Here is a 19008-nt window from a genome sequence, read left to right as displayed (position 1 = left end):
CCGGCTCACCTGCTGCGCGACACCCTCCCTGCAGCCCGAGCGGGCGCCGTTTTCAAGATGACGTCGGCACATGACTCACGGCATGATGGCTCGCACGCCCCGCCCCACTTCACAAGGAACCGTGATGGATCACCTGGATCTGCAGCAACCGCTCTGGATGCTGATCACCTTCGTTGCCATCGGCGCACTTTGCGCCCGCAAGCTGGCCATCGACCCACGCCCCATCGCCACCTTGCTGATCTACGTGATCGCGCCGCTGACCTTCTTCCGCGGACTGGTGCTGGGCGAGCCCTCCTTGAGCGATCTGGGTCTGACACTGGGCCTGTTCACGCTGTCGAGCCTCATCTGTCTGCTGGTGCGTCCACTGGCCGCGAAGTTCTTCCCGCCGCAGGAGGCCGCCTTGCTCGCCTTCTCTTCCGGCACCGGCAACACCGGCTACTTCGGCCTGCCGGTCGCGATGCTGTTGCTGCCGCCGGAAGGCGTGACCCAGTACCTGTTCTGCCTGCTCGGCATCACCCTGTATGAGTTCACGCTGGGCTTCTACGTCAGTGCGCGCGGGCAGTTCTCGATGCAGCAAAGTCTGGTGAAGATCGCGCGGCTGCCGCTGATCTACGCCTTCATGGCCGCACTGCTGGTCGGCACGCTGGGGCTTCAGGTGCCGGGGGCGGTCATGGAGGGGCTCGACTACTTCAAGTACAGCTACACGGTGCTGGGCATGATGATCATCGGCATGACGCTGGGGGGCATCAGCCTGCGCGAGGTCGACCCGCGCTTCATCCTGGCCGCGACTGCCCTGCGTTTCGTGATGTGGCCGCTGCTGAGTCTGGGCAGCGTGATGCTGCTGGGCAGCCTGTTCGCACTCGACCCGGTACTGGCGCAGGTCCTGCTGCTGCTGGGGGTGGTGCCGATGGCCGCCAATGTGGTCGTGCTGGCCATCGAGCTGAACATCCAGCCGGCCAAGGGCGCGATCGCGGTGATGCTGACTACCCTGGCGGCCCCGCTGATCATCCCACTCTACCTGTCATGGATGCTGACGATCAGCCGGCTGGGGTGAGGCTCAGGCCCCGGCCATCTCGGGGGTGACGGCCTCGGTGGCGGGTGGCACGGCCTGACGCGGCATCACATGACGCGGGGCGCTTTCGAGAATCTGCCCCTGCCAGTCGATCAGATGCAGTGCGCCGTCGCCATCTTCCGCCAGCGCAGTGCAGTGCTCTACCCAGTCGCCGTCGTTGCAGTAGAGCACGCCATCCTCGACCCGAAAGCCCGCCTGGTGGATATGCCCACCGACATAGCCATCCAGGCCTTCGAGACGGGCCTGGCGCATGGCCGCCTCCTCGAACTGGGCCACGTAGCGCTGGGCGACGCCACTGCGGCGCTTGAGCGCGCTGGCCAGCGACCAGTAAGGCAGACCGAACATGCCACGCGCGCGGTTGCACCAGCGATTGAGCGACAGGATGAAGCCGTGCATGCCATCCCCCAGCGTGAGCAGCCACGGCGCGATGCGCACATGGGTATCGAATTCATCGCCGTGGGAGACCAGCAGGCGACGTCCACTGCCCGTGGTATGAATCGCGCGCCGCTCGATGCTGACGTTGTGTAGCTTCAGACCGCACAGACGACGGAAGGCGGCATCGTGATTGCCGGGAATGTAGATGACCTCGCAGCCACTGCGTGCCAGGCGCAGTACCCGCGCCACCAGCGCCTGCTGGTCCTTGTCGAGCACCGCACGCTTGCGCATCGCCAGCAGATCCACGATATCGCCGACCAGATACAGACGCTCAGGGCGCACGCGCCGCAGCAGCTTCGCGAGCAGCGCCGCTTGACAGTCCGGCGTGCCCAGATGCACGTCCGAGATGAACAATGTCCGCACCTGGCCGAGTGACGCATGCCGTGGCGCCGCCTCTGCAGAAGACGCCGGAGAAGACGGGGGAGCGAAGTGCGGCACGGGCATGTCAGTTACCTCTGATCAATCACCTCGGGATCGGCGAGCGCAGACAGACATGGCTACGCCCCGGATTGCCGGACCAGAGTGACCGCGTGCGATGACGCCTCCATAACAGGACCATGACCGGGCGATGACAACCCGCCGCTCACGCCTGCTGATTGCTCCCCTTTACCACCGCATGCCGGCCGGCGCGCTTCTGGCGGTACATGCGATCATCCGCGATGTGGATGAGATCCTGCACGCTGATCTCGCCCTGCAGTACCGAGTCATGCGTGACCCGCCCGATGCTCACCTCGACCGGAAAGGCGATCTGCTCCTCGAGACGTTGCGCCTCCAGGTGATGCATCAGCTGATTCGCCGCCTGCTGACTGGCCATATCGCAGGCCCCGGGCAGCACGACCAGAAACTCGTCTCCGCCCAGACGGCAGGCCATCCCTTCCTCTCCCGCGGCCTGTGCCGCGCCTGCGGCGACCAGCTGGATCAGCCGGTCCCCCTGGGGATGGCCAAAGGTGTCGTTGACGTACTTCAAGCGATCGACATCCACGAACAGGATGGATAGACACCGGCGTTCTCGCAGGCTGGCGGCCAACGTCCTGTCGAGAAACTCGAGACCACAGCGGCGGTTGGGCAGGCTGGTCAGCAGGTCATGGTTGGCACGGTATTCCAGCTCATGCTGCTGCGTGAGCAGCTGCTGATTCATGTGGCTGAGCTCGGCGTTGCGCACCTCCAGTGCCCGGCGCAGCTTGACGGTACGCAGGAAGGTGGAGCTGCGAGCGTGCGCCAGCGCCGGCGCCATGATCATCGTCGCGATCATGTAGGCACCTCCCGCGCCGGCAAGGTCCTTGAGCGAGAGCGGGCTCAGCCATAGAAAGAGCGGCAGATAGCCCAGTATCAACGGCAGACTGCTGACCAGCTGGTACCGCCAGCCCCACACCAGCCACGCCGGCATGGCGATCAGCATGGAGGTCGAGAAGCTCAGGTTCCACAGCGATAGCGTGATGGCATCCTGGATCATCGTCGCGCCGAAGCAGAAATACAGATTGGCGCAGACGGCGCCGAGCAATGCGATATCGTCGGGTCGACGTGGCTGGCGACGCAGTAGCGTCACACACAGCACACAGACACCGAGAAGCAGGAAGCGCCCGAGCCACAGAGTCGGCCAGGCGTCAGGGACCTGGAAGTAATCGAACAGCAGAAAGCACGCCAGACCCGCCATCGCGAACAGCACGAAGGTATGATTGAGTCGCGCCCGATAATGGCGAGACTCCTCATCCTCCATCTCACTGCATGGCATGAGGTGATCATGGAACGACACGGCACGTCCTCTCGGAAAGCTGGGGCATGGCCTCATGCTACACCTGCCGCCAGCCTCCCCCTATCCCGACGGCTCGCGTCCCGCCAACGCTACTGCCACGTGTCCTGCCGGCGAGATGCACTCAGGGCCCGATACCGGGAAGGTACGGGCCCTGAGCGTCTCGACGTGACTCGCGCCTTTCGCCTGCGGTCAGACGACCTTGCCGCGTGAACCAGCAGGCACATAGATGCGCGCGGAGGCGGCATCTCCCAGCCAATATCCCGAGAAGATGCCATACAGCCCTGCCGCCATCAGGCCGCCGATGAACAGCGTGAAGTGGGTGATGTCACCCAGCGGCAGGAAGCTGATGACCAGCGTCACCGCCGAGGAGGCCAGCAACGCCTTGACCGCCGCGACATTGACGCCCTTCTCGAAGAAATACTCTCCCTGCGCGCTGTCGGTAAACAATGCCCGGGTGTTGATGCCGCCCTTGTGGATCAAGTAGTGATCGAACAGGATCACGCCATACACCGGACCGATGGCCGCGGCGAGAATGCCCACGGTGTACTGGATGATTTCCGGATTGTTGAACAGATTCCACGGCGTGATGAAGATGGAGCCGACGGCGGCGAGCATGCCGCCCATGCGCCAGCTGATGCGCGACGGCGCCACATTCGAGAAATCGAACGCCGGTGACACGAAGTTGGCCACGATGTTGATGCCGATGGTCGCCAGCACCAGGGTCAGGATACCCAGCGCCGCCGCGACACCGTTGTCGATGCGCGCGACAGTCTCCATCGGGTCATGCAGCATCTCGCCGAAGATGGGCTGGGTGCCGGACACCACTACCACGGTGATGACGGCAAACAGCAGGAAGTTGACCGGCAGGCCCCAGAAGTTGCCACGCTTCACGTCACCAGGCGTGGCGCAGTAACGCGAGAAGTCACCGAAGTTGAGCGTCGGACCCGCGAAGTAGCCCGCCACCAGGGCCGCGGCGATCACCATCTGCCACAGGGCATCACTGCCGGAGAGTGTCTTGCTGCCCAGCGTGAAGCTGATGTTGTCCCAGCCGGCCTGCCAGACGATCCAGCCCGCCAGCGCGAACATCACCACATAGACCGCCGGCCCGGCGAAATCGATGAAACGGCGCACCGCGTTCATGCCCCACCAGAACACCAGCGCCTGCAGCACCCACATGAACAGGAAGCAGTACCAGCCAAGCTGCGAGAGGCCGAGGTACTGGACCTCGGTCAGCCCCTCCAGCGACGGCACGTAACGCAGCAGCACCAGCATCAAGGCATGTGCCGCCAGATACGTCTGGATGCCGTACCACACCACCGCGATCAGCCCGCGGATGATCGCCGGGATATTGGCGCCATAGATGCCGAATGACTGGCGGCAGACCACCGGAAACGGTACCCCCGTCTGCTGGCTGGGCCGCGAGATCAGATTGGCGAACACCTGCACCACCAGAATCCCCACCAGCATCGAGACCAGAATCTGCCAGCTGGCCAGGCCCAGGGTGAACAGACTGGCGGCGAAGACATAGCCACCGACGCTGTGCACGTCGGACATCCAGAACGAGAAGATGTTGTACCAGTTCCAGTTCTGCTCGCAGGGCGCGAGGTCGTCGTTGATGAGCCGCTTGCTGGCGTTGCTCAGGTCAGGGGGAGTCTGGGGTGTCATTGTTGTCTCCAGAGGGGGCTTGGTGCCCGAGTGGACGTTCCGTCCGTGGGCCGGTCACGAGGCATCACGCCTCGCCATGCCTATCCCCCTATCAACAAGCATGCCAATGAAACACATGTTGCGGCTTTTCAATCTCCCAGCGTTTCCCCCAACCCCCGCTCTGCCTGCACCTCCTGCCAGTAGTGCCTCTCAAGCCGAAATCGCTGCCCCCTCAAGCACCATCGATTCCCCCTGAATTCGCCATATGCACCACCAGGGCGCACCAACGATGAAACGAACGTTGCTGAAGCGGTGATTGCCCGTCTGGCACGAATGCTGCTCACGTATTGACCATCCTGCTCGAACGTCTCACCCATCCCCGCGAGCCGAACCTCATCACAGGAGACACGCGCCATGTTGCGTCTCAAGGTCATCAATCCCAACACCAGCCAGGCGATGAGCCAGCAGATGGCGCACTCGCTGCAACGACAGCTCGCGGACGACGTCCGACTCGAGGTACTGACCGCCGAGCATGGCGCCCCCAGCATCGAGACGGCCGTCGAGGAAGCCATGGCGGTGGTCGCGCTGCTGAGTCTGATCGCCCGGGACAGAGAAGGCCTGCTGGACACGCCCCCCGCCGATGGCTATCTGCTGGCCTGCTTCGGTGACCCCGGCCTTGAGGCCGCCCGCGAACTGAGCCCCGTGCCGGTGATCGGCATCGCCCAGGCCGCCATGCACATGGCCACGCTGGCGGCTCCCTCCTTTGCCATCGTCACCAGCATGACCAGCACGCTGCCGATGTCCGAGCAGCTGCTGGAGCGCTATGCGATGCGTCCGCTGTGCAAGGCACTGCTGGCCTGTGACGTCCCGGTACTGGCGCTGTCCGAGGCGCGCACTCCCCCGCAGGCGCTGCTTGAGAGCTGTGAGCAGGCCAGGGCGAGCGGTGCCGGCAGCATCGTGCTGGGCTGCGCCGCGATGGGCCCGCTGCGCGACGCCATCGCTCGGGATATCTGTCTGCCGGTGGTCGACCCGCTGCTGGCGGGACGGGATCTGCTGCTGACATTGATGCGCCAGCCCGCCGTCACCCGCGCGGCACCGGGCGGCGAGGCCAAGCCGCTCAGCGGCGTCTTTGCCCGGGGGCTGGCCGCCCTCTGACCTGCCATTGCGATGCCCTTGGCTTGCCTCTCTCGACAGCAACGAAAACGCCCCCTCACTGCTGTCAGTGAGGGGGCGTTTCTCTTGGCAGGCTCTGACTCAATGCTGGTCGTGCGGCGCCTCCGAGCGAGAGCGATCCCCGACGACTGCGGTCACCAGCTTGCCGATGCTCAGGCCCTGCACGAGGATCGAGAACAGCACGATGATGTAGGTGGTGACCACCAGCGGCTCGCGGAAGTCACCTTCGGGAATCGCCAGGGCCAGTGCCACCGAGATGCCGCCACGCAGTCCCCCCCAGGTGAGCACGCGCGTGGTGCCGGCCCGGAAGGTATACCAGCGCCGCAAGATGCTCAGCGGAATGCCGATCAGCGCCAGACGCGAGAGCAGGATGACCGCCACCAGCGCCAGGGCGATGCCGATCGAGGTCAGGGTGATCGGCATCAGCACCAGCTCGAGGCCGATCAGCACGAACAGCACCGCGTTGAGGATCTCGTCGACCAGCTCCCAGAAACCGTCCAGATAGCGGCGGGTGTTGTCGGACATGGCGCCATCACGCGCCATGTTGCCGATGATCAGCCCCGCCACCACCATCGCGATGGGGCCGGAGACGTGCAGCGCCGAGGCCAGCGCGTAGCCGCCCAACACCAGCGCCAGGCTCAGCATCACCTCGACCTGATACTGGTCGATGCTGCGCATCAGCTGATAGACCAGCGCCCCCAGTGCCAGCCCGAGCAGAATCCCGCCGCCGGCTTCCTCGAGGAACAGGAGCCCCATGTGGCCGAGCTCGACCTCACCGCTGCCCGCCGAGGCCGCGCTCAACAGCGCGGTGAACAGCACCACCGCCACGCCATCATTGAACAGTGACTCGCCGACGATGCGGATCTCCATGTCGGCAGGCGCTCCGGCGCTGCGCATGATGCCGAGCACGGCGATCGGATCGGTGGGCGAGATCAACGCGCCGAACACCAGGCAATACAGGTAGGGCACCTCGATGCCGGCCCACTGGAACAGCCACCAGGCGGCGGAGCCGATCACCAGGGTCGAGACCAGCACGCCCAGCGTGGCCAGCAGGCCGATGGAGCGGCGATAGGCCTTCAGACGCGAGAGATCCACGTGCAGCGCACCGGCGAACAGCAGGAAGGACAGCATGCCGTCCATCAGCAGGCTGTTGAAGTTGATGCGCCCCAGCCAGTCTTCCGCGATGTCGGCCACGACGGTGGTCACCGCGAAGTGATCCAGCCCGATCACGCCGAGTGACAGCACCAGACCGATGGCCATCACGCCGATGGTCGGGGGCAGGCGCAGGACCCGGTGGTTGAACCACATGCACACGGCAGTGATGGTAATGAACAGTGCAGCGAGATTGAGCATCCGAAAACGATCCTTTGCAGTGGCGCCGATACCCTGGCGGGCATGACGTCCTTGTCATTCGTCTTTCATACGAGCTGGTGTGGTGAGCCACTCGCGTGGCCAGCAGCGCTGATCGTGACTGCCAGCACTGGCCGTGATTCCCAGCACTGGCCGTGATTCCCAGCACTGGCCGTGACTACCAGAGATCGCCGTGACGTTCACGGTGACAGAGATAGAGACGCAGCTCGAACTCACGTTGATGATACTCCGGCTGCATGTGACAGCAGAGTCGATAGAACGCCTTGTCGTGGGCCTTCTCGCGCAGATGCGCCAGCTCATGGACCACGATCATGTTCAGCAGCGGCTCCGGCAGGCGCCGAAACAACGACGAGATGCGGATCTCGTGCTTGGCCTTGAGCTTGTTGCCCTGCACCCGCGACACGAAGGTGTGCAGCCCCAGGGCGTTGTCGATGACGTGAATCCGGTCGTCATAGATCACCTTGCTGATCGGCGCCGAGCTGCGCAGGTACTGATTCTTCAGCGCCATGGTGTAGTCATGCAGCGCACGGGCCCCCTGCAGCTGATGTGGCTCGGGATATCTAGCGAGAAAGAAGGCTGCCGTCTTGCCCGACGCCAGCAGTTCACTCGCCTGCTGTTGGATCTCGGGGCCGTAGCCCTTGAGATAGCGTAGATCAGCCACTGGGCCTCTCTCCTGTTGCTGTCCCACAAAGGGTCAGACCTGCGTGTCAGTCGGGCTCGCGCCGCTAACGCTCCACCAGAGACAAGAAAACCCGCCGAAGCGGGTTTTCCTGTCATGACACTGAGCCGGTGGGGGCGAGATGCCCCTCCCCTGCCAGGCCTGTCGAGCTGACGACCTTACAGGCCGGCAGCAGCCTTGAGGCCAGCGGCACGGTCGGTCTTTTCCCACGGGAAGGCGGTGAAGGTTTCGGTCTTCTTCTCGCCGGTCACGTCGGTCCAGCTGTAGCTGTGCTCGAACGGCTCACGACCGAAGTGGCCGTAGGCAGCGGTCAGCTGATACATCGGGTGCGCCAGATCCAGCATGGTGGTGATGGCATACGGACGCAGGTCGAAGTGCTCGCGCACCAGCTCGACGATCTTGGCATCGCTGATCTTGCCGGTGCCGAAGGTGTTGATCGAGACGGAGGTCGGCTCGGCGACACCGATGGCGTAGGAGACCTGGATCTCGCACTTGTCGGCCAGACCGCTGGCGACGACGTTCTTGGCCACGTAACGACCGGCATAGGCGGCGCTGCGATCGACCTTGGACGGGTCCTTGCCGGAGAAGGCACCACCACCGTGACGGGCCATGCCGCCGTAGGTGTCGACGATGATCTTGCGGCCCGTCAGACCACAGTCACCCACCGGGCCACCGATGACGAAGTTGCCGGTCGGGTTGATGTGGTATTCGGTGGTCTCGGACAGCCACTCGGCCGGCAGGACCTGCTCGATGATCTCGCGCTTGACCATCGCGCGCAGGTCTTCCTGGGACACTTCCGGGTCATGCTGGGTGGACAGCACGACGGCTTCGACGGCGACCGGCTTGCCGGCTTCGTCGTAGCGGAAGGTGACCTGACTCTTCGCATCCGGACGCAGCCACGGCAGCATGCCGTTCTTGCGCAGTTCCGCCTGACGCTCCACCAGACGGTGAGCGTAGTGGATCGGCGCCGGCATGAAGGAGTCGGTCTCGTTGGTGGCATAGCCGAACATCAGGCCCTGGTCGCCCGCGCCCTGATCTTCCGGCTTGGTGCGATCGACGCCCTGGGCGATATCGACGCTCTGCTTGCCGATCAGGTTCAGGACACCACAGGTCTCGCCGTCGAAACCGACATCGGAAGAGGTGTAGCCGATATCCGTGATGACACGACGTACCAGCTCCTCGAGATCGACCCACGCGCTGGTGGAGATCTCACCGGCCACGATGGCCACGCCTGTCTTGACGAGCGTTTCGCACGCCACGCGTGCCTGCTTGTCGCGCGCGATGATGGCATCGAGCACGGCATCGGAAATCTGGTCGGCAATCTTGTCCGGGTGCCCTTCGGACACGGACTCGGATGTGAAGAGTGAGTATTCGCTCATTGGTCCTCGACCCTCTTTTCGGATGCGGGGATGATTCGGCCACTGACGGCAGATGGCTGCTTGAGACCGAGTAGAAACACGCTTGCGGCGCACGTTGAGGACTGACACAGACGGCCCGGCCTCGGGGGGGCGAGTTTACACGCCACTTATGTGAGTGCCTAGCGCCATGCGGACTGCACGACGGCCGTTTCGAGACCTTTTTGCCACAAGAAGGACACCAACCGGCATAAGTCAGCAAGACGCATGGACGGCTGCGGGGCCCGGATGCGATTTGCCGCGCCCCGTCATCTCGGTGACAATACTGGCCCGGAGATCGCGTACGGGCGAAGCTTCGTACGCACAAGGTTCACGCGACGCACTGTCCTTTCCGGCGCGCTGCGCACCACAGGCAGAACGCCGTGATTCATTGCCACACTCTTGACGCCCCGCAGGCGAGGAGCTATTGCATGCCTTCCCGTTTTGACCTGGCCAACGCCATCCGTGCACTTTCCATGGACGCCGTTCAGAAGGCCAAGTCTGGCCACCCCGGCGCCCCCATGGGCATGGCCGACATCGCTGAAGTGCTCTGGAACGACCACCTCAAGCACAACCCGGCCAACCCGAACTGGGCCGACCGTGACCGCTTCGTGCTGTCCAACGGCCACGGCTCCATGCTGCTCTACTCCCTGCTGCACCTCACGGGCTACCAGCTGAGCCTTGAAGATCTGCAGAACTTCCGCCAACTGCATTCCAAGACCGCCGGTCACCCGGAATACGGTTATGCGCCGGGTATCGAGACCACCACCGGCCCGCTGGGCCAGGGGCTGGCCAATGCCGTGGGCATTGCGATCGCCGAGAAGACACTGGCGGCGCAGTTCAACCGTCCGGGCCACACCGTCGTCGACCACACCACCTGGTGCTTCCTGGGCGATGGCTGCCTGATGGAAGGCATCTCCCATGAGGTCGGCTCGCTGGCCGGCACCCTGGGTCTGGGCAAGCTGATCGCCCTGTATGACGACAACGGCATCTCCATCGATGGGGAAGTCGAAGGCTGGTTCACCGATGACACCGCCAAGCGCTTCGAAGCCTATGGCTGGCACGTCGTGGCCAACGTCGACGGCCACAAGCCGGAAGAGATCAACGCCGCCATCGCCCTGGCCAAGAGCCACGACGACAAGCCGAGCCTGATCATCTGCAAGACCGTCATCGGCTTCGGCTCCCCGAACAAGGAAGGCACCGAGTCCTGCCACGGCGCTCCGCTGGGTGACGACGAAGTCGCGGCGACCCGCGAGAAGCTGGGCTGGACCCACGCACCCTTCCACATCCCGGAAGACATCTATCAGGGCTGGGATGCCAGCGAGCGCGGCGCCAAGCTCGAGAGTGACTGGGATGCGCGCTTCGCCCGTTACGCCGACGCGCACCCGGAACTGGCCGCCGAGTTCACCCGTCGTCTGGAAGGCAAGCTGCCGCACGCCCTGAGCAGCGAGAAGATGATCGAGGACGCTCAGGCCGCCGGCGACAGCCCGGCATCGCGCAAGGCCTCCTTCGAGTGCCTGAACCAGCTCGGCCCGCAGCTGCCGGAACTGCTCGGCGGCAGCGCCGACCTCGCCCCGTCCAACCTGACCTTCTGGAAGGGCGCCCAGGCGATCACCCGCGAAGACTTCAGCGGCAACTACCTGCATTACGGTGTGCGTGAGTTCGGCATGGGCGCGATCATGAACGGCGCCGGTCTGCACGGCGGCTTCATCCCGTACGGCGCGACCTTCCTGATCTTCATGGAATACATGCGCAACGCCGTTCGCATGGCCGCCCTGATGGGTCAGCAGGCCGTCTACGTCTTCACCCACGACTCCATCGGTCTGGGCGAAGATGGCCCGACGCACCAGCCGATCGAGCAGCTGACCAGCCTGCGCACCACGCCGAACCTGTCCACCTGGCGTCCGGCGGATGCCGTGGAGACCGCAGCCGCCTGGGATGCGGCCATCAAGCGTCACTCCGGCCCGACCGCGCTGATCCTGTCGCGTCAGAACCTGCCGCACCAGAACCGCGACAAGGCCCAGCTGGCCAACATCAGCCGTGGCGGTTACGTGCTGAAGGACGCCGCCAACGGCCAGCCGGAACTGATCCTGATCGCCACCGGCTCCGAAGTCGGTCTGGCGATGGATGCCGCCGCCGAGCTGGAAGCCGCCGGTCGCGCCGTGCGTGTCGTGTCCATGCCGGCCACCGACCTGTTCGATGCCCAGGACGCGGAATACCGCGAATCCGTGCTGCCGTCCTCCGTCACCGCGCGCGTGGCGATCGAAGCCGGGCATCGTGACTACTGGTTCAAGTATGTCGGCCTGAACGGCGACATCATCGGCATGGAGACCTTCGGGGAATCCGCGCCGGCTGGCGACCTGTTCAAGCACTTCGGCTTCACGGTCGAGAACGTGGTCGAACGCGCCAACACGCTGCTGGGCTGATCACCGCCTGACTCACCCCGTCGATGACGGAGTGGGATGCAGATCGACGCCGCCGCCTCCCGCTGGGAGCGGCGGCGTTTTCGTCTGTGCGACACTCGAGAAGCCCTCCACCGTCACCGGCTGTCGCCTGTAGTCGACGCGCTCCATGTCAGTCACAGCTTGATGACACGATTCATCCTGCATGAACGGTCATTCTCCGGCGATCCAGCCCTCGACAGACAGCGTGGATGGCGACTACACAACCCCTCCAGTTGGGTAGTGTGACTACGTGTTCTTAGACGAAAAAAACCAGAAATCAGGCGCTTGCGCGCCTTTCGCTCCCTCCGCCCAGCAAAGCGATGCGCTACCATGGACCCCCTGAAAAACACCCGGAACGAGACCTCATTGAGCCATCAGTCCCCTCTGCCCACCTCCGACGCCTCCCAGGAGGCCAGCATGCGTCTTCGCCAGGGGAACGCCCCCTTGCGAGTGGCCATCAATGGCTACGGACGCATCGGTCAGTGTGTGCTGAGAGCGCTGGTGGAACGTGAAGCACGTGGCGAGACGCTGCCACTGGAAGTGGTGGCGATCAACGAGCTGTCAGACCTGGACACCATCACCTATCTGACACGCTACGACACCACCCATGGCCGCTTCCCCGGCACGGTGGAGCAGCGCGACGGCCAGCTGGTCGTCAACGGCCATGCGATCAGCATCCTGTCCGAGGCCAATCCAGACTGCCTGCCCTGGCGGGCACTGGGGATTGACCTGGTCCTGGAGTGCTCCGGCAGCTTCAAGGACCGCGCCACCGCCGAGCGCCATCTGTCGGCAGGCGCGGGACGGCTGCTGTTCTCCCAGCCCGGCGATACCGACGCCGATGTCGATGCCACCATCGTGTGCGGCATCAACCAGTCGGCGCTGGCCCCCGCCGGGACAGGGCAGGACGCTGGCGGCATGCGCATCGTCTCGGCGGCGTCGTGTACGACCAATTGCCTGATCCCGATCCTCACGGTGCTGGAGCAGGCCTTCGGGCTGGAGCGTGGCGTAACCACCACGGTGCATTCGGCGATGAACGACCAGCCGGTGATCGACGCCTACCACCAGACGGACCTGCGCCTGACGCGCTCCGCGATGAGTTCGATCGTGCCGGTGGATACGGGGCTGGCCAAGGGCATCAACCGCCTGATGCCGCATCTGGAAGGACGCTTCGAGTGTCTGCACCTGCGGGTGCCGACCATCAACGTGTCCTGCATGGACATGTCCATCGAGGTGAAGCGCGACGTGAGCGCGGACGAGGTCAATGACCTGCTGCGCGAGGCCTGCGCACGACGCCTGCAGGGCCTGATGGGGTTGAGCGAGGAACCGACGGCGTCCATCGACTTCAACCACGATCCGCGCTCGGGTATCGTGGATGCGACCCAGACCCGTGTTGCCGGCGGCCGGCTGATCAAGATGCTGTGCTGGTTCGACAACGAATGGGGCTTTGCCAATCGCATGCTGGACGTCGCCACCCATTGGCACGCCTGCGAGATGACAACGCCTCTGGCGACGGGAGCTCTCTCCACCGATTCACGACCAAGGAACCCGTCATGAACGTGCAAACGATGACCGCCCTCGACCTGTCAGGCAAACGCGTGCTGATCCGCGAAGATCTCAACGTGCCGGTTCGCAATGGTCAGGTGACCAGCGACGCGCGTATCCGCGCCAGCCTGCCGACCATCACGGCGGCCCGCGATGCGGGAGCGCGCGTCATGCTGATGAGCCATCTGGGCCGTCCCACCGAAGGGCAGCCGGAAGAGCAGTTCTCTCTGGCACCGGTCGCGGCACACCTGGGCGAGCTGCTGGGCAGCCCGGTGCGTCTGATCACCGACTATCTCGACACGGCACCGGACGTCGCCGAGGGCGAGGTCGTGCTGCTGGAAAACGTGCGCTTCAATGCCGGCGAGAAGAAGGACGATGAAGCGCTGTCTCGCGCCTACGCCGCCCTGTGCGACATCTACGTGATGGACGCCTTCGGCACTGCGCACCGCGCCCAAGCCTCCACCCATGGCGTGGCACGCTTCGCCCCGGACGCCTGCGCCGGCCCGCTGCTGGCTGCCGAGCTGGAAGCCCTCGAGAAGGCACTCGCCGCGCCGCGCGCGCCGATGGTCGCCATCGTCGGCGGCTCCAAGGTCTCCACCAAGCTGGACGTGCTCAAGGCGCTGTCCGACAAGTGCCATCAGCTGATCGTCGGTGGCGGCATCGCCAACACCTTCATCGCCGCCGCCGGTTACAACGTCGGCAAGTCGCTCTACGAGGCTGACCTGCTCGAGACCGCTCGCGCGCTGATGGACAAGGTCGAGATCCCGCTGCCCACCGACGTCGTCGTCGCCACCGAGTTCTCCGACAAGGCCGAGGCCATCGTGCGTGACGTTGCCGACGTGCGTGATGACGAGATGATTCTGGATATCGGCCCGGACACCGCCTCCCGCTTCGGGGCGCTGCTCAAGGATGCCGGCACCATTCTGTGGAACGGCCCGGTGGGCGTGTTCGAGATCGACCAGTTCGCCAACGGTACCGAGAAGCTGGCCATGGCCATCGCCGAGAGCGACGCCTTCTCCATCGCTGGCGGCGGGGACACCCTGGCGGCCATCGACAAATACGCTGTCGAGTCCCGCGTGTCCTACATTTCTACCGGTGGCGGTGCCTTCCTCGAGTACGTGGAAGGCAAGACGCTACCGGCCGTGGCGGCATTGGAAGCCGCTGCAAGCTGACCCGGGCTGCGCTCGAATGGCGCAGCGACAAGGTCCTCATCGACTGTCCCGGTACCCTGAGCCAGCCACATGCCCGGGGTACCCGGTAACTGGGTCACGGTAACAGGGCCATCCTCTGCCTGCGGCACAGGGTGGCCAGACGCTACTCCCTTTTCCATTCCCCAAGAAGACAGGTGATGTCATGGCATTGATCAGCATGCGCCAGATGTTGGACCACGCAGCCGAGTACGGATACGGCATTCCCGCGTTCAACGTCAACAACCTCGAGCAGATGCGCGCCATCATGGAAGCCGCCGACCACACCGACTCTCCGGTGATCGTCCAGGCCTCTGCAGGCGCTCGCAAATACGCCGGCGCGCCGTTCCTTCGCCACCTGATTCTGGCCGCGATCGAGGAATTCCCGCATATCCCGGTGGTCATGCACCAGGATCACGGCACCTCGCCAGCCGTCTGCCAGCGCTCCATCCAGCTGGGCTTCAGCTCGGTGATGATGGACGGTTCGCTGGGGGAAGATGGCAAGACCCCGACAAGCTACGAATACAATGTCGATGTGACCCGTCGCACCGTCGAGATGGCCCACGCCTGTGGCGTGTCCGTCGAAGGCGAGCTGGGTTGCCTCGGCTCGCTGGAAACCGGCATGGCCGGTGAAGAAGACGGCATCGGTGCCGAAGGCAAGCTGGACCACGACCAGATGCTGACCGACCCCGAAGAAGCCGCCGACTTCGTCAAGAAGACCCACGTCGATGCCCTGGCCATCGCCATCGGCACCTCCCACGGCGCCTACAAGTTCACCAAGCCGCCGACGGGTGACACCCTGTCCATCCAGCGCATCAAGGAAATCCACGCCCGCATCCCCGAGACTCACCTGGTGATGCACGGCTCTTCCTCCGTGCCACAGGACTGGCTGGAAATCATCAACGAATACGGTGGCAAGATTCCGGAAACCTACGGGGTTCCGGTCGACGAGATCGTCGAAGGCATCAAGCACGGCGTGCGCAAGATCAACGTCGATACCGATCTGCGCCTCGCCTCCACCGGCTCCATCCGTCGTTTCATGGCCCAGAACCCGTCTGAATTCGACCCGCGCAAGTACCTGAAGGAATCCGTGAAGGCGATGCGCGACATCTGCATCGCACGCTACGAAGCCTTCGGTGCTGCCGGCCACGGCAGCAAGATCGACCCGATCAACCTCGAAGCGATGTTCGAGCGTTACCACCGTGGCGAGCTGGACCCGAAGATCAACTGATCTGACGGCCATGCGCACGACGGCATGAACGAAAGGCGGCCCGCAGGGGCCGCCTTTTTTTGACGCATCAGGGTGCCGCTGCCGACGCGCACGGGTATCCTTTCCTCAGACACCGCCGACAACGCATCATTTTTCTGGTACCGCAGGAGACATCATGGCCTCGCTCAAGGATCAACTTTCCGGGCTTGTCTATTCCACTGAACACGGCGCCACCTGCCCCGAATGCCGCCGCGCCGAAGCCGACTGCGAGTGCGCGGACCTCGCCGAGCGCGAACGGCTCGACAGCCTCGATGGCGTGGTGCGTATCCGCCGCGAGACCAGCGGCCGCAAGGGCAAGGGCGTGACCACCGTGAGCGGGATTCCGCTGGCGGAGAAGGAACTCAAGGCGCTTGCCAAGACTCTCAAGCAGCGGTGTGGCACCGGCGGCAGCCTCAAGGACGGTATCGTGGAGATCCAGGGCGATCACCGCGAGACGCTCAAGACCGAGCTGACGCGACGCGGCTATACCGTCAAGCTGGCCGGCGGCTGAACCTGCACGCCCCGGCATCCGTCTCATCAGACATCTCGGTTGGCGGCGTATCGCCGACCGCACAAGGGACCTCCATGCTGAAACTCTCCATGCCTCATCCTTCCCGCTCTCTGGCCATCGGCGCACTGCTGCTCGGCACGCTGGGGCTGGCGGGCTGCATGACCGGCCCTGACTTCGCTCAGCTGGAGGCACGCGTGGTGCCACAGCAGGCCTTCCAGGCACCGGGTGATGCGCTGCTGGAGGTCCGCCTGGTGGATATCTCCAGAGCCGATGCACCGGCCAACCTGATCGCCAGCACCCGCTTCGGCGGTCTGCGCCAGGGGCCTTTCCCAGTCAGCCTGCAATATGATCGCAATGCCATCGAGGATGGCCATCGCTATGCACTGCAGGCCGACGTGCGCAGTGACGGCAAGCTGTACTGGATCAATGACAGCGTGGTGCCGGTACTGGACACTACCCACAACGCAGCGCAGGGTGAGGTCGAGGTGCCGATCGTGCCGCTGCCACGTGCGCTGGGCCACTGAATACGCTCCCCTCTCCTGTAGATAGGACATCCCGATGGATTGGCTGGAATACCTGTTACCTGTCTTCTTTCTCACCCCGCTGGGCGCCATCGCGCTGGTGGTGCTGGGCATGCGCGGCCTGCATGAGCGCCGCATCCAGTCACCCCTGACCCGCCGCCAGCTGCGCGAGCCGGGCCAGAGCCTGCGAGACCGCCTCGATGATGCCTTCCAGTCATTGTTTCTCGATGGCGCACTGGGACCGCTCATCACCCTGAGCCCGCTGATCTATGGCATGGGACGCATGGTGTTCGGCGAAGAGCAGAACTGGCTGGAGTGGGCGGGCTATGGACTGGCCTGCGCGCTGTTCGTGTTGATCTTCGCGCTGCGCCTCACCCGCCACTTCCAGCGCATCCGCAAGTTGAAGCTGGGGCTGGCCTGCGAGCTGTCCATCGGCCAGGAGCTGGATCAGCTCATTCGCCCGGAGCAGTTGAGCAGCGTGGTCTATCATGACGTCCCCGCCGACGGCTTCCATATCGACCATCTGGTGCTCACGCCGCTCGGTGCCTATGCCATCCGCACCAAGGCGCGCTCGCGTCCGCTGGATGCTCTGGGAGCGATCAAGAACGAGGTCAAGCTGGAGGATGGGCGCCTGCACTTCCCCGGCGGGCGCGAGCGCAAGCCGCTGCGCGAGACACGCGTCGCGCGTGACTGGACTGCCGCCTGGCTCAAGCGCGAGTGTGGTGTCGAGGTACCGGTACACGGCATTCTGGCGCTGCCGGGCTGGCAGATCATCCGGCGTGGTGAACAGCGCAAGGGCGACCCGGACGTCGTCAATGGCGAAGGGCTGGCCGAGTGGCTCAGCACCCATTGCATGACCCCGGAGGATGGCTGCCCGGCGCTGGATGAGGCACTCAAGCAGCGCATCAACGAGGCGATTCTGCTGCGGGTACAGGCCGAACGCATGGAAACGCCCTAGGCCAGCGACTGGCGGCCTCCCATCCGCCCGTCACAAGGACTTGCCAAGCGGGCCGGCGCGACGTTAAATACGCGCCGGTCCAGCCCTGGCTCCTTGATCGCGCCATCGCAATGATGGCGCTTCTGGCGACATATCCCCCATGAAACTCATCACCTTCGACGCATTTCGCACCCTCGGTATCGCCGGCGTTCGCTACATCAAGCCGGAACGCATGCTGGATCACCTCGACGAGATCCGCGCCGCCGACATCCTGCTGTTTCCCGAATACTGGCAGATCACCACCTTGGTCTACGGCCTGGGAAAACGCATCTTCCCGAGCCTGCCCAGCTACGCCATCGGCCACGACAAGGTCGAGCAGACGCGCGTCTTTCAGGCCATCTGCCCGGACAATGTGCCGCCCACCGAGATTCGGGGTGCCAGCCGTCAGGCAATCGACGACATCGAGGCACGCTTCGGCTATCCGCTGATCGTCAAGGAAGTGAAGAGCTCCATGGGGGCCGGGGTGAAGCTGATCCAGTCACGTGGCGAGCTGGAAGCCCACGCAGCCGAGCACCCGGTGCTGTATGCCCAGCCGCGGCTGGATATCGATCGCGACCTGCGCATCGTGGTGGTCGGTGGCGAAGTCATCACTGCCTACTGGCGCGTCACGCCGCTGGGCGGCTATCGCTCCAATGTCAGTCAGGGCGGCGAGACGGCCTATGACAACATCCCGGCGCCCGCCATCGAGCTGGCGCTGCAGCTGGCCGAGGCGCTGAGTGTCGACCACGCCGGTTTCGATATCGCGATGGTCGATGGCCATCCGATGGTCTTCGAGTTCAATCGTCTGTTCGGCAACCAGGGCATTCAGGACAGTTCACGGCGTATCGGTGCCGCCATCAGTCGCTATCTGGCCCTCGACAATGACGACAAGGACCCGACGCCGCCGGTGCTGACACCGCGCCGCTCCCGCAGCGAGACACTGCAGGAAACCGCCTGAGTCATCGCCCCTGAGACTCACCAGCTCCGTCATCCAGACGACAGAAAGCCGCCCCGAGGGGCGGCTTTCTGTCGTCGGCGGCCTGATCCTTCAGGCCGG

The 19008-nt window shown here is 64.4% G+C and carries 16 protein-coding genes; 10 read left to right on the top strand and 6 right to left on the bottom strand.

Features of this window, described 5'->3' with window-relative positions; translation table 11 throughout:
• The first annotated feature begins 124 nt into the window (after positions 1-124).
• Positions 125-1054, top strand: coding sequence for an AEC family transporter (locus HXS65_RS11110; RefSeq protein WP_176493857.1), 930 nt, complete (start codon positions 125-127; stop codon positions 1052-1054).
• Between the two features lie 3 nt (positions 1055-1057).
• Here the strand turns inward: HXS65_RS11110 and HXS65_RS11105 are convergent, their stop codons facing one another.
• From HXS65_RS11105 to HXS65_RS11095, 3 genes are all read right to left on the bottom strand, one after another.
• Entirely contained in the window at positions 1058-1951 is an 894-nt protein-coding gene (locus HXS65_RS11105) for a UDP-2,3-diacylglucosamine diphosphatase (RefSeq protein ID WP_176493856.1), read from the bottom strand.
• Between the two features lie 139 nt (positions 1952-2090).
• Complete coding sequence (locus tag HXS65_RS11100) at positions 2091-3239, bottom strand: GGDEF domain-containing protein (RefSeq protein WP_167592949.1); 1149 nt, start codon at positions 3237-3239, stop codon at positions 2091-2093.
• Positions 3240-3449: 210 nt separating this feature from the next.
• Positions 3450-4925, bottom strand: coding sequence for an NCS1 family nucleobase:cation symporter-1 (locus tag HXS65_RS11095; protein WP_077379947.1), 1476 nt, complete (start codon positions 4923-4925; stop codon positions 3450-3452).
• A gap of 393 nt (positions 4926-5318) precedes the next feature.
• Between HXS65_RS11095 and HXS65_RS11090 the strand changes: the two genes are divergently transcribed.
• Positions 5319-6059, top strand: a complete 741-nt coding sequence (locus tag HXS65_RS11090; RefSeq protein WP_176493855.1) for an aspartate/glutamate racemase family protein — start codon at positions 5319-5321, stop codon at positions 6057-6059.
• A 99-nt stretch (positions 6060-6158) separates the two neighbouring features.
• On the opposite strand, the gene HXS65_RS11085 is transcribed toward HXS65_RS11090, so the two are convergent.
• From HXS65_RS11085 to metK, 3 genes are all read right to left on the bottom strand, one after another.
• A complete protein-coding gene (locus HXS65_RS11085; RefSeq protein WP_077379943.1) occupies positions 6159-7430 on the bottom strand; it encodes a sodium:proton antiporter in 1272 nt (423 codons plus the stop codon).
• 175 nt (positions 7431-7605) lie between these two features.
• Positions 7606-8109, bottom strand: coding sequence for a M48 family metallopeptidase (locus HXS65_RS11080; RefSeq protein WP_176493854.1), 504 nt, complete (start codon positions 8107-8109; stop codon positions 7606-7608).
• A 176-nt stretch (positions 8110-8285) separates the two neighbouring features.
• Entirely contained in the window at positions 8286-9506 is a 1221-nt protein-coding gene (gene metK, locus HXS65_RS11075; RefSeq protein ID WP_077379939.1) for a methionine adenosyltransferase, read from the bottom strand.
• Positions 9507-9952: 446 nt separating this feature from the next.
• Between metK and tkt the strand changes: the two genes are divergently transcribed.
• The 8 genes from tkt (at position 9953) to HXS65_RS11035 (ending at position 18909) form a co-directional block, all read left to right on the top strand.
• On the top strand, positions 9953-11947 hold the full coding sequence (tkt, locus tag HXS65_RS11070; protein WP_176493853.1) for a transketolase: 1995 nt from the start codon (positions 9953-9955) through the stop codon (positions 11945-11947).
• Positions 11948-12382: 435 nt separating this feature from the next.
• Positions 12383-13519, top strand: a complete 1137-nt coding sequence (locus HXS65_RS11065; RefSeq protein WP_077379935.1) for a type I glyceraldehyde-3-phosphate dehydrogenase — start codon at positions 12383-12385, stop codon at positions 13517-13519.
• Positions 13516-14679 (top strand): phosphoglycerate kinase, encoded by a 1164-nt coding sequence (locus HXS65_RS11060; protein WP_084207733.1) that lies wholly within the window; start codon positions 13516-13518, stop codon positions 14677-14679. Before HXS65_RS11065 ends, HXS65_RS11060 begins: the two co-directional genes overlap by 4 nt.
• 181 nt (positions 14680-14860) lie before the next feature.
• A complete protein-coding gene (gene fba / locus HXS65_RS11055) occupies positions 14861-15925 on the top strand; it encodes a class II fructose-bisphosphate aldolase (protein ID WP_077379931.1) in 1065 nt (354 codons plus the stop codon).
• Between the two features lie 154 nt (positions 15926-16079).
• Positions 16080-16454, top strand: a complete 375-nt coding sequence (locus HXS65_RS11050; RefSeq protein ID WP_084207732.1) for a translation initiation factor Sui1 — start codon at positions 16080-16082, stop codon at positions 16452-16454.
• Positions 16455-16528: 74 nt separating this feature from the next.
• A complete protein-coding gene (locus HXS65_RS11045) occupies positions 16529-16978 on the top strand; it encodes a YbaY family lipoprotein (protein WP_136939537.1) in 450 nt (149 codons plus the stop codon).
• A 34-nt stretch (positions 16979-17012) separates the two neighbouring features.
• Positions 17013-17933 carry a nuclease-related domain-containing protein gene (locus HXS65_RS11040; protein ID WP_077379925.1) on the top strand — a complete coding sequence of 307 codons (921 nt, stop codon included), beginning with the start codon at positions 17013-17015 and terminating at the stop codon, positions 17931-17933.
• A gap of 139 nt (positions 17934-18072) precedes the next feature.
• Entirely contained in the window at positions 18073-18909 is an 837-nt protein-coding gene (locus tag HXS65_RS11035) for a RimK family alpha-L-glutamate ligase (RefSeq protein WP_084207730.1), read from the top strand.
• The last annotated feature ends 99 nt before the right edge of the window (positions 18910-19008 follow it).

It is taken from the genome of Cobetia sp. 5-25-4-2 (genome assembly GCF_013374075.1).
GTDB lineage: Bacteria > Pseudomonadota > Gammaproteobacteria > Pseudomonadales > Halomonadaceae > Cobetia > Cobetia marina.
This window is presented reverse-complemented; position numbering and strand designations above follow the sequence as displayed.

Excerpts from the sequence above, each read along its gene's own strand:
- HXS65_RS11050 (WP_084207732.1), top strand. The coding sequence starts at position 16,080 with ATGGCCTCGCTCAAGGATCAACTTTCCGGGCTTGTCTATTCCACTGAA.
- metK (WP_077379939.1), bottom strand. The coding sequence starts at position 9,506 with ATGAGCGAATACTCACTCTTCACATCCGAGTCCGTGTCCGAAGGGCAC.
- HXS65_RS11085 (WP_077379943.1), bottom strand. The coding sequence starts at position 7,430 with ATGCTCAATCTCGCTGCACTGTTCATTACCATCACTGCCGTGTGCATG.
- HXS65_RS11090 (WP_176493855.1), top strand. The coding sequence starts at position 5,319 with ATGTTGCGTCTCAAGGTCATCAATCCCAACACCAGCCAGGCGATGAGC.
- fba (WP_077379931.1), top strand. The coding sequence starts at position 14,861 with ATGGCATTGATCAGCATGCGCCAGATGTTGGACCACGCAGCCGAGTAC.
- HXS65_RS11095 (WP_077379947.1), bottom strand. The coding sequence starts at position 4,925 with ATGACACCCCAGACTCCCCCTGACCTGAGCAACGCCAGCAAGCGGCTC.
- tkt (WP_176493853.1), top strand. The coding sequence starts at position 9,953 with ATGCCTTCCCGTTTTGACCTGGCCAACGCCATCCGTGCACTTTCCATG.
- HXS65_RS11110 (WP_176493857.1), top strand. The coding sequence starts at position 125 with ATGGATCACCTGGATCTGCAGCAACCGCTCTGGATGCTGATCACCTTC.
- HXS65_RS11040 (WP_077379925.1), top strand. The coding sequence starts at position 17,013 with ATGGATTGGCTGGAATACCTGTTACCTGTCTTCTTTCTCACCCCGCTG.
- HXS65_RS11100 (WP_167592949.1), bottom strand. The coding sequence starts at position 3,239 with ATGCCATGCAGTGAGATGGAGGATGAGGAGTCTCGCCATTATCGGGCG.
- HXS65_RS11065 (WP_077379935.1), top strand. The coding sequence starts at position 12,383 with ATGCGTCTTCGCCAGGGGAACGCCCCCTTGCGAGTGGCCATCAATGGC.
- HXS65_RS11045 (WP_136939537.1), top strand. The coding sequence starts at position 16,529 with ATGCTGAAACTCTCCATGCCTCATCCTTCCCGCTCTCTGGCCATCGGC.
- HXS65_RS11035 (WP_084207730.1), top strand. The coding sequence starts at position 18,073 with ATGAAACTCATCACCTTCGACGCATTTCGCACCCTCGGTATCGCCGGC.
- HXS65_RS11060 (WP_084207733.1), top strand. The coding sequence starts at position 13,516 with ATGAACGTGCAAACGATGACCGCCCTCGACCTGTCAGGCAAACGCGTG.
- HXS65_RS11105 (WP_176493856.1), bottom strand. The coding sequence starts at position 1,951 with ATGCCCGTGCCGCACTTCGCTCCCCCGTCTTCTCCGGCGTCTTCTGCA.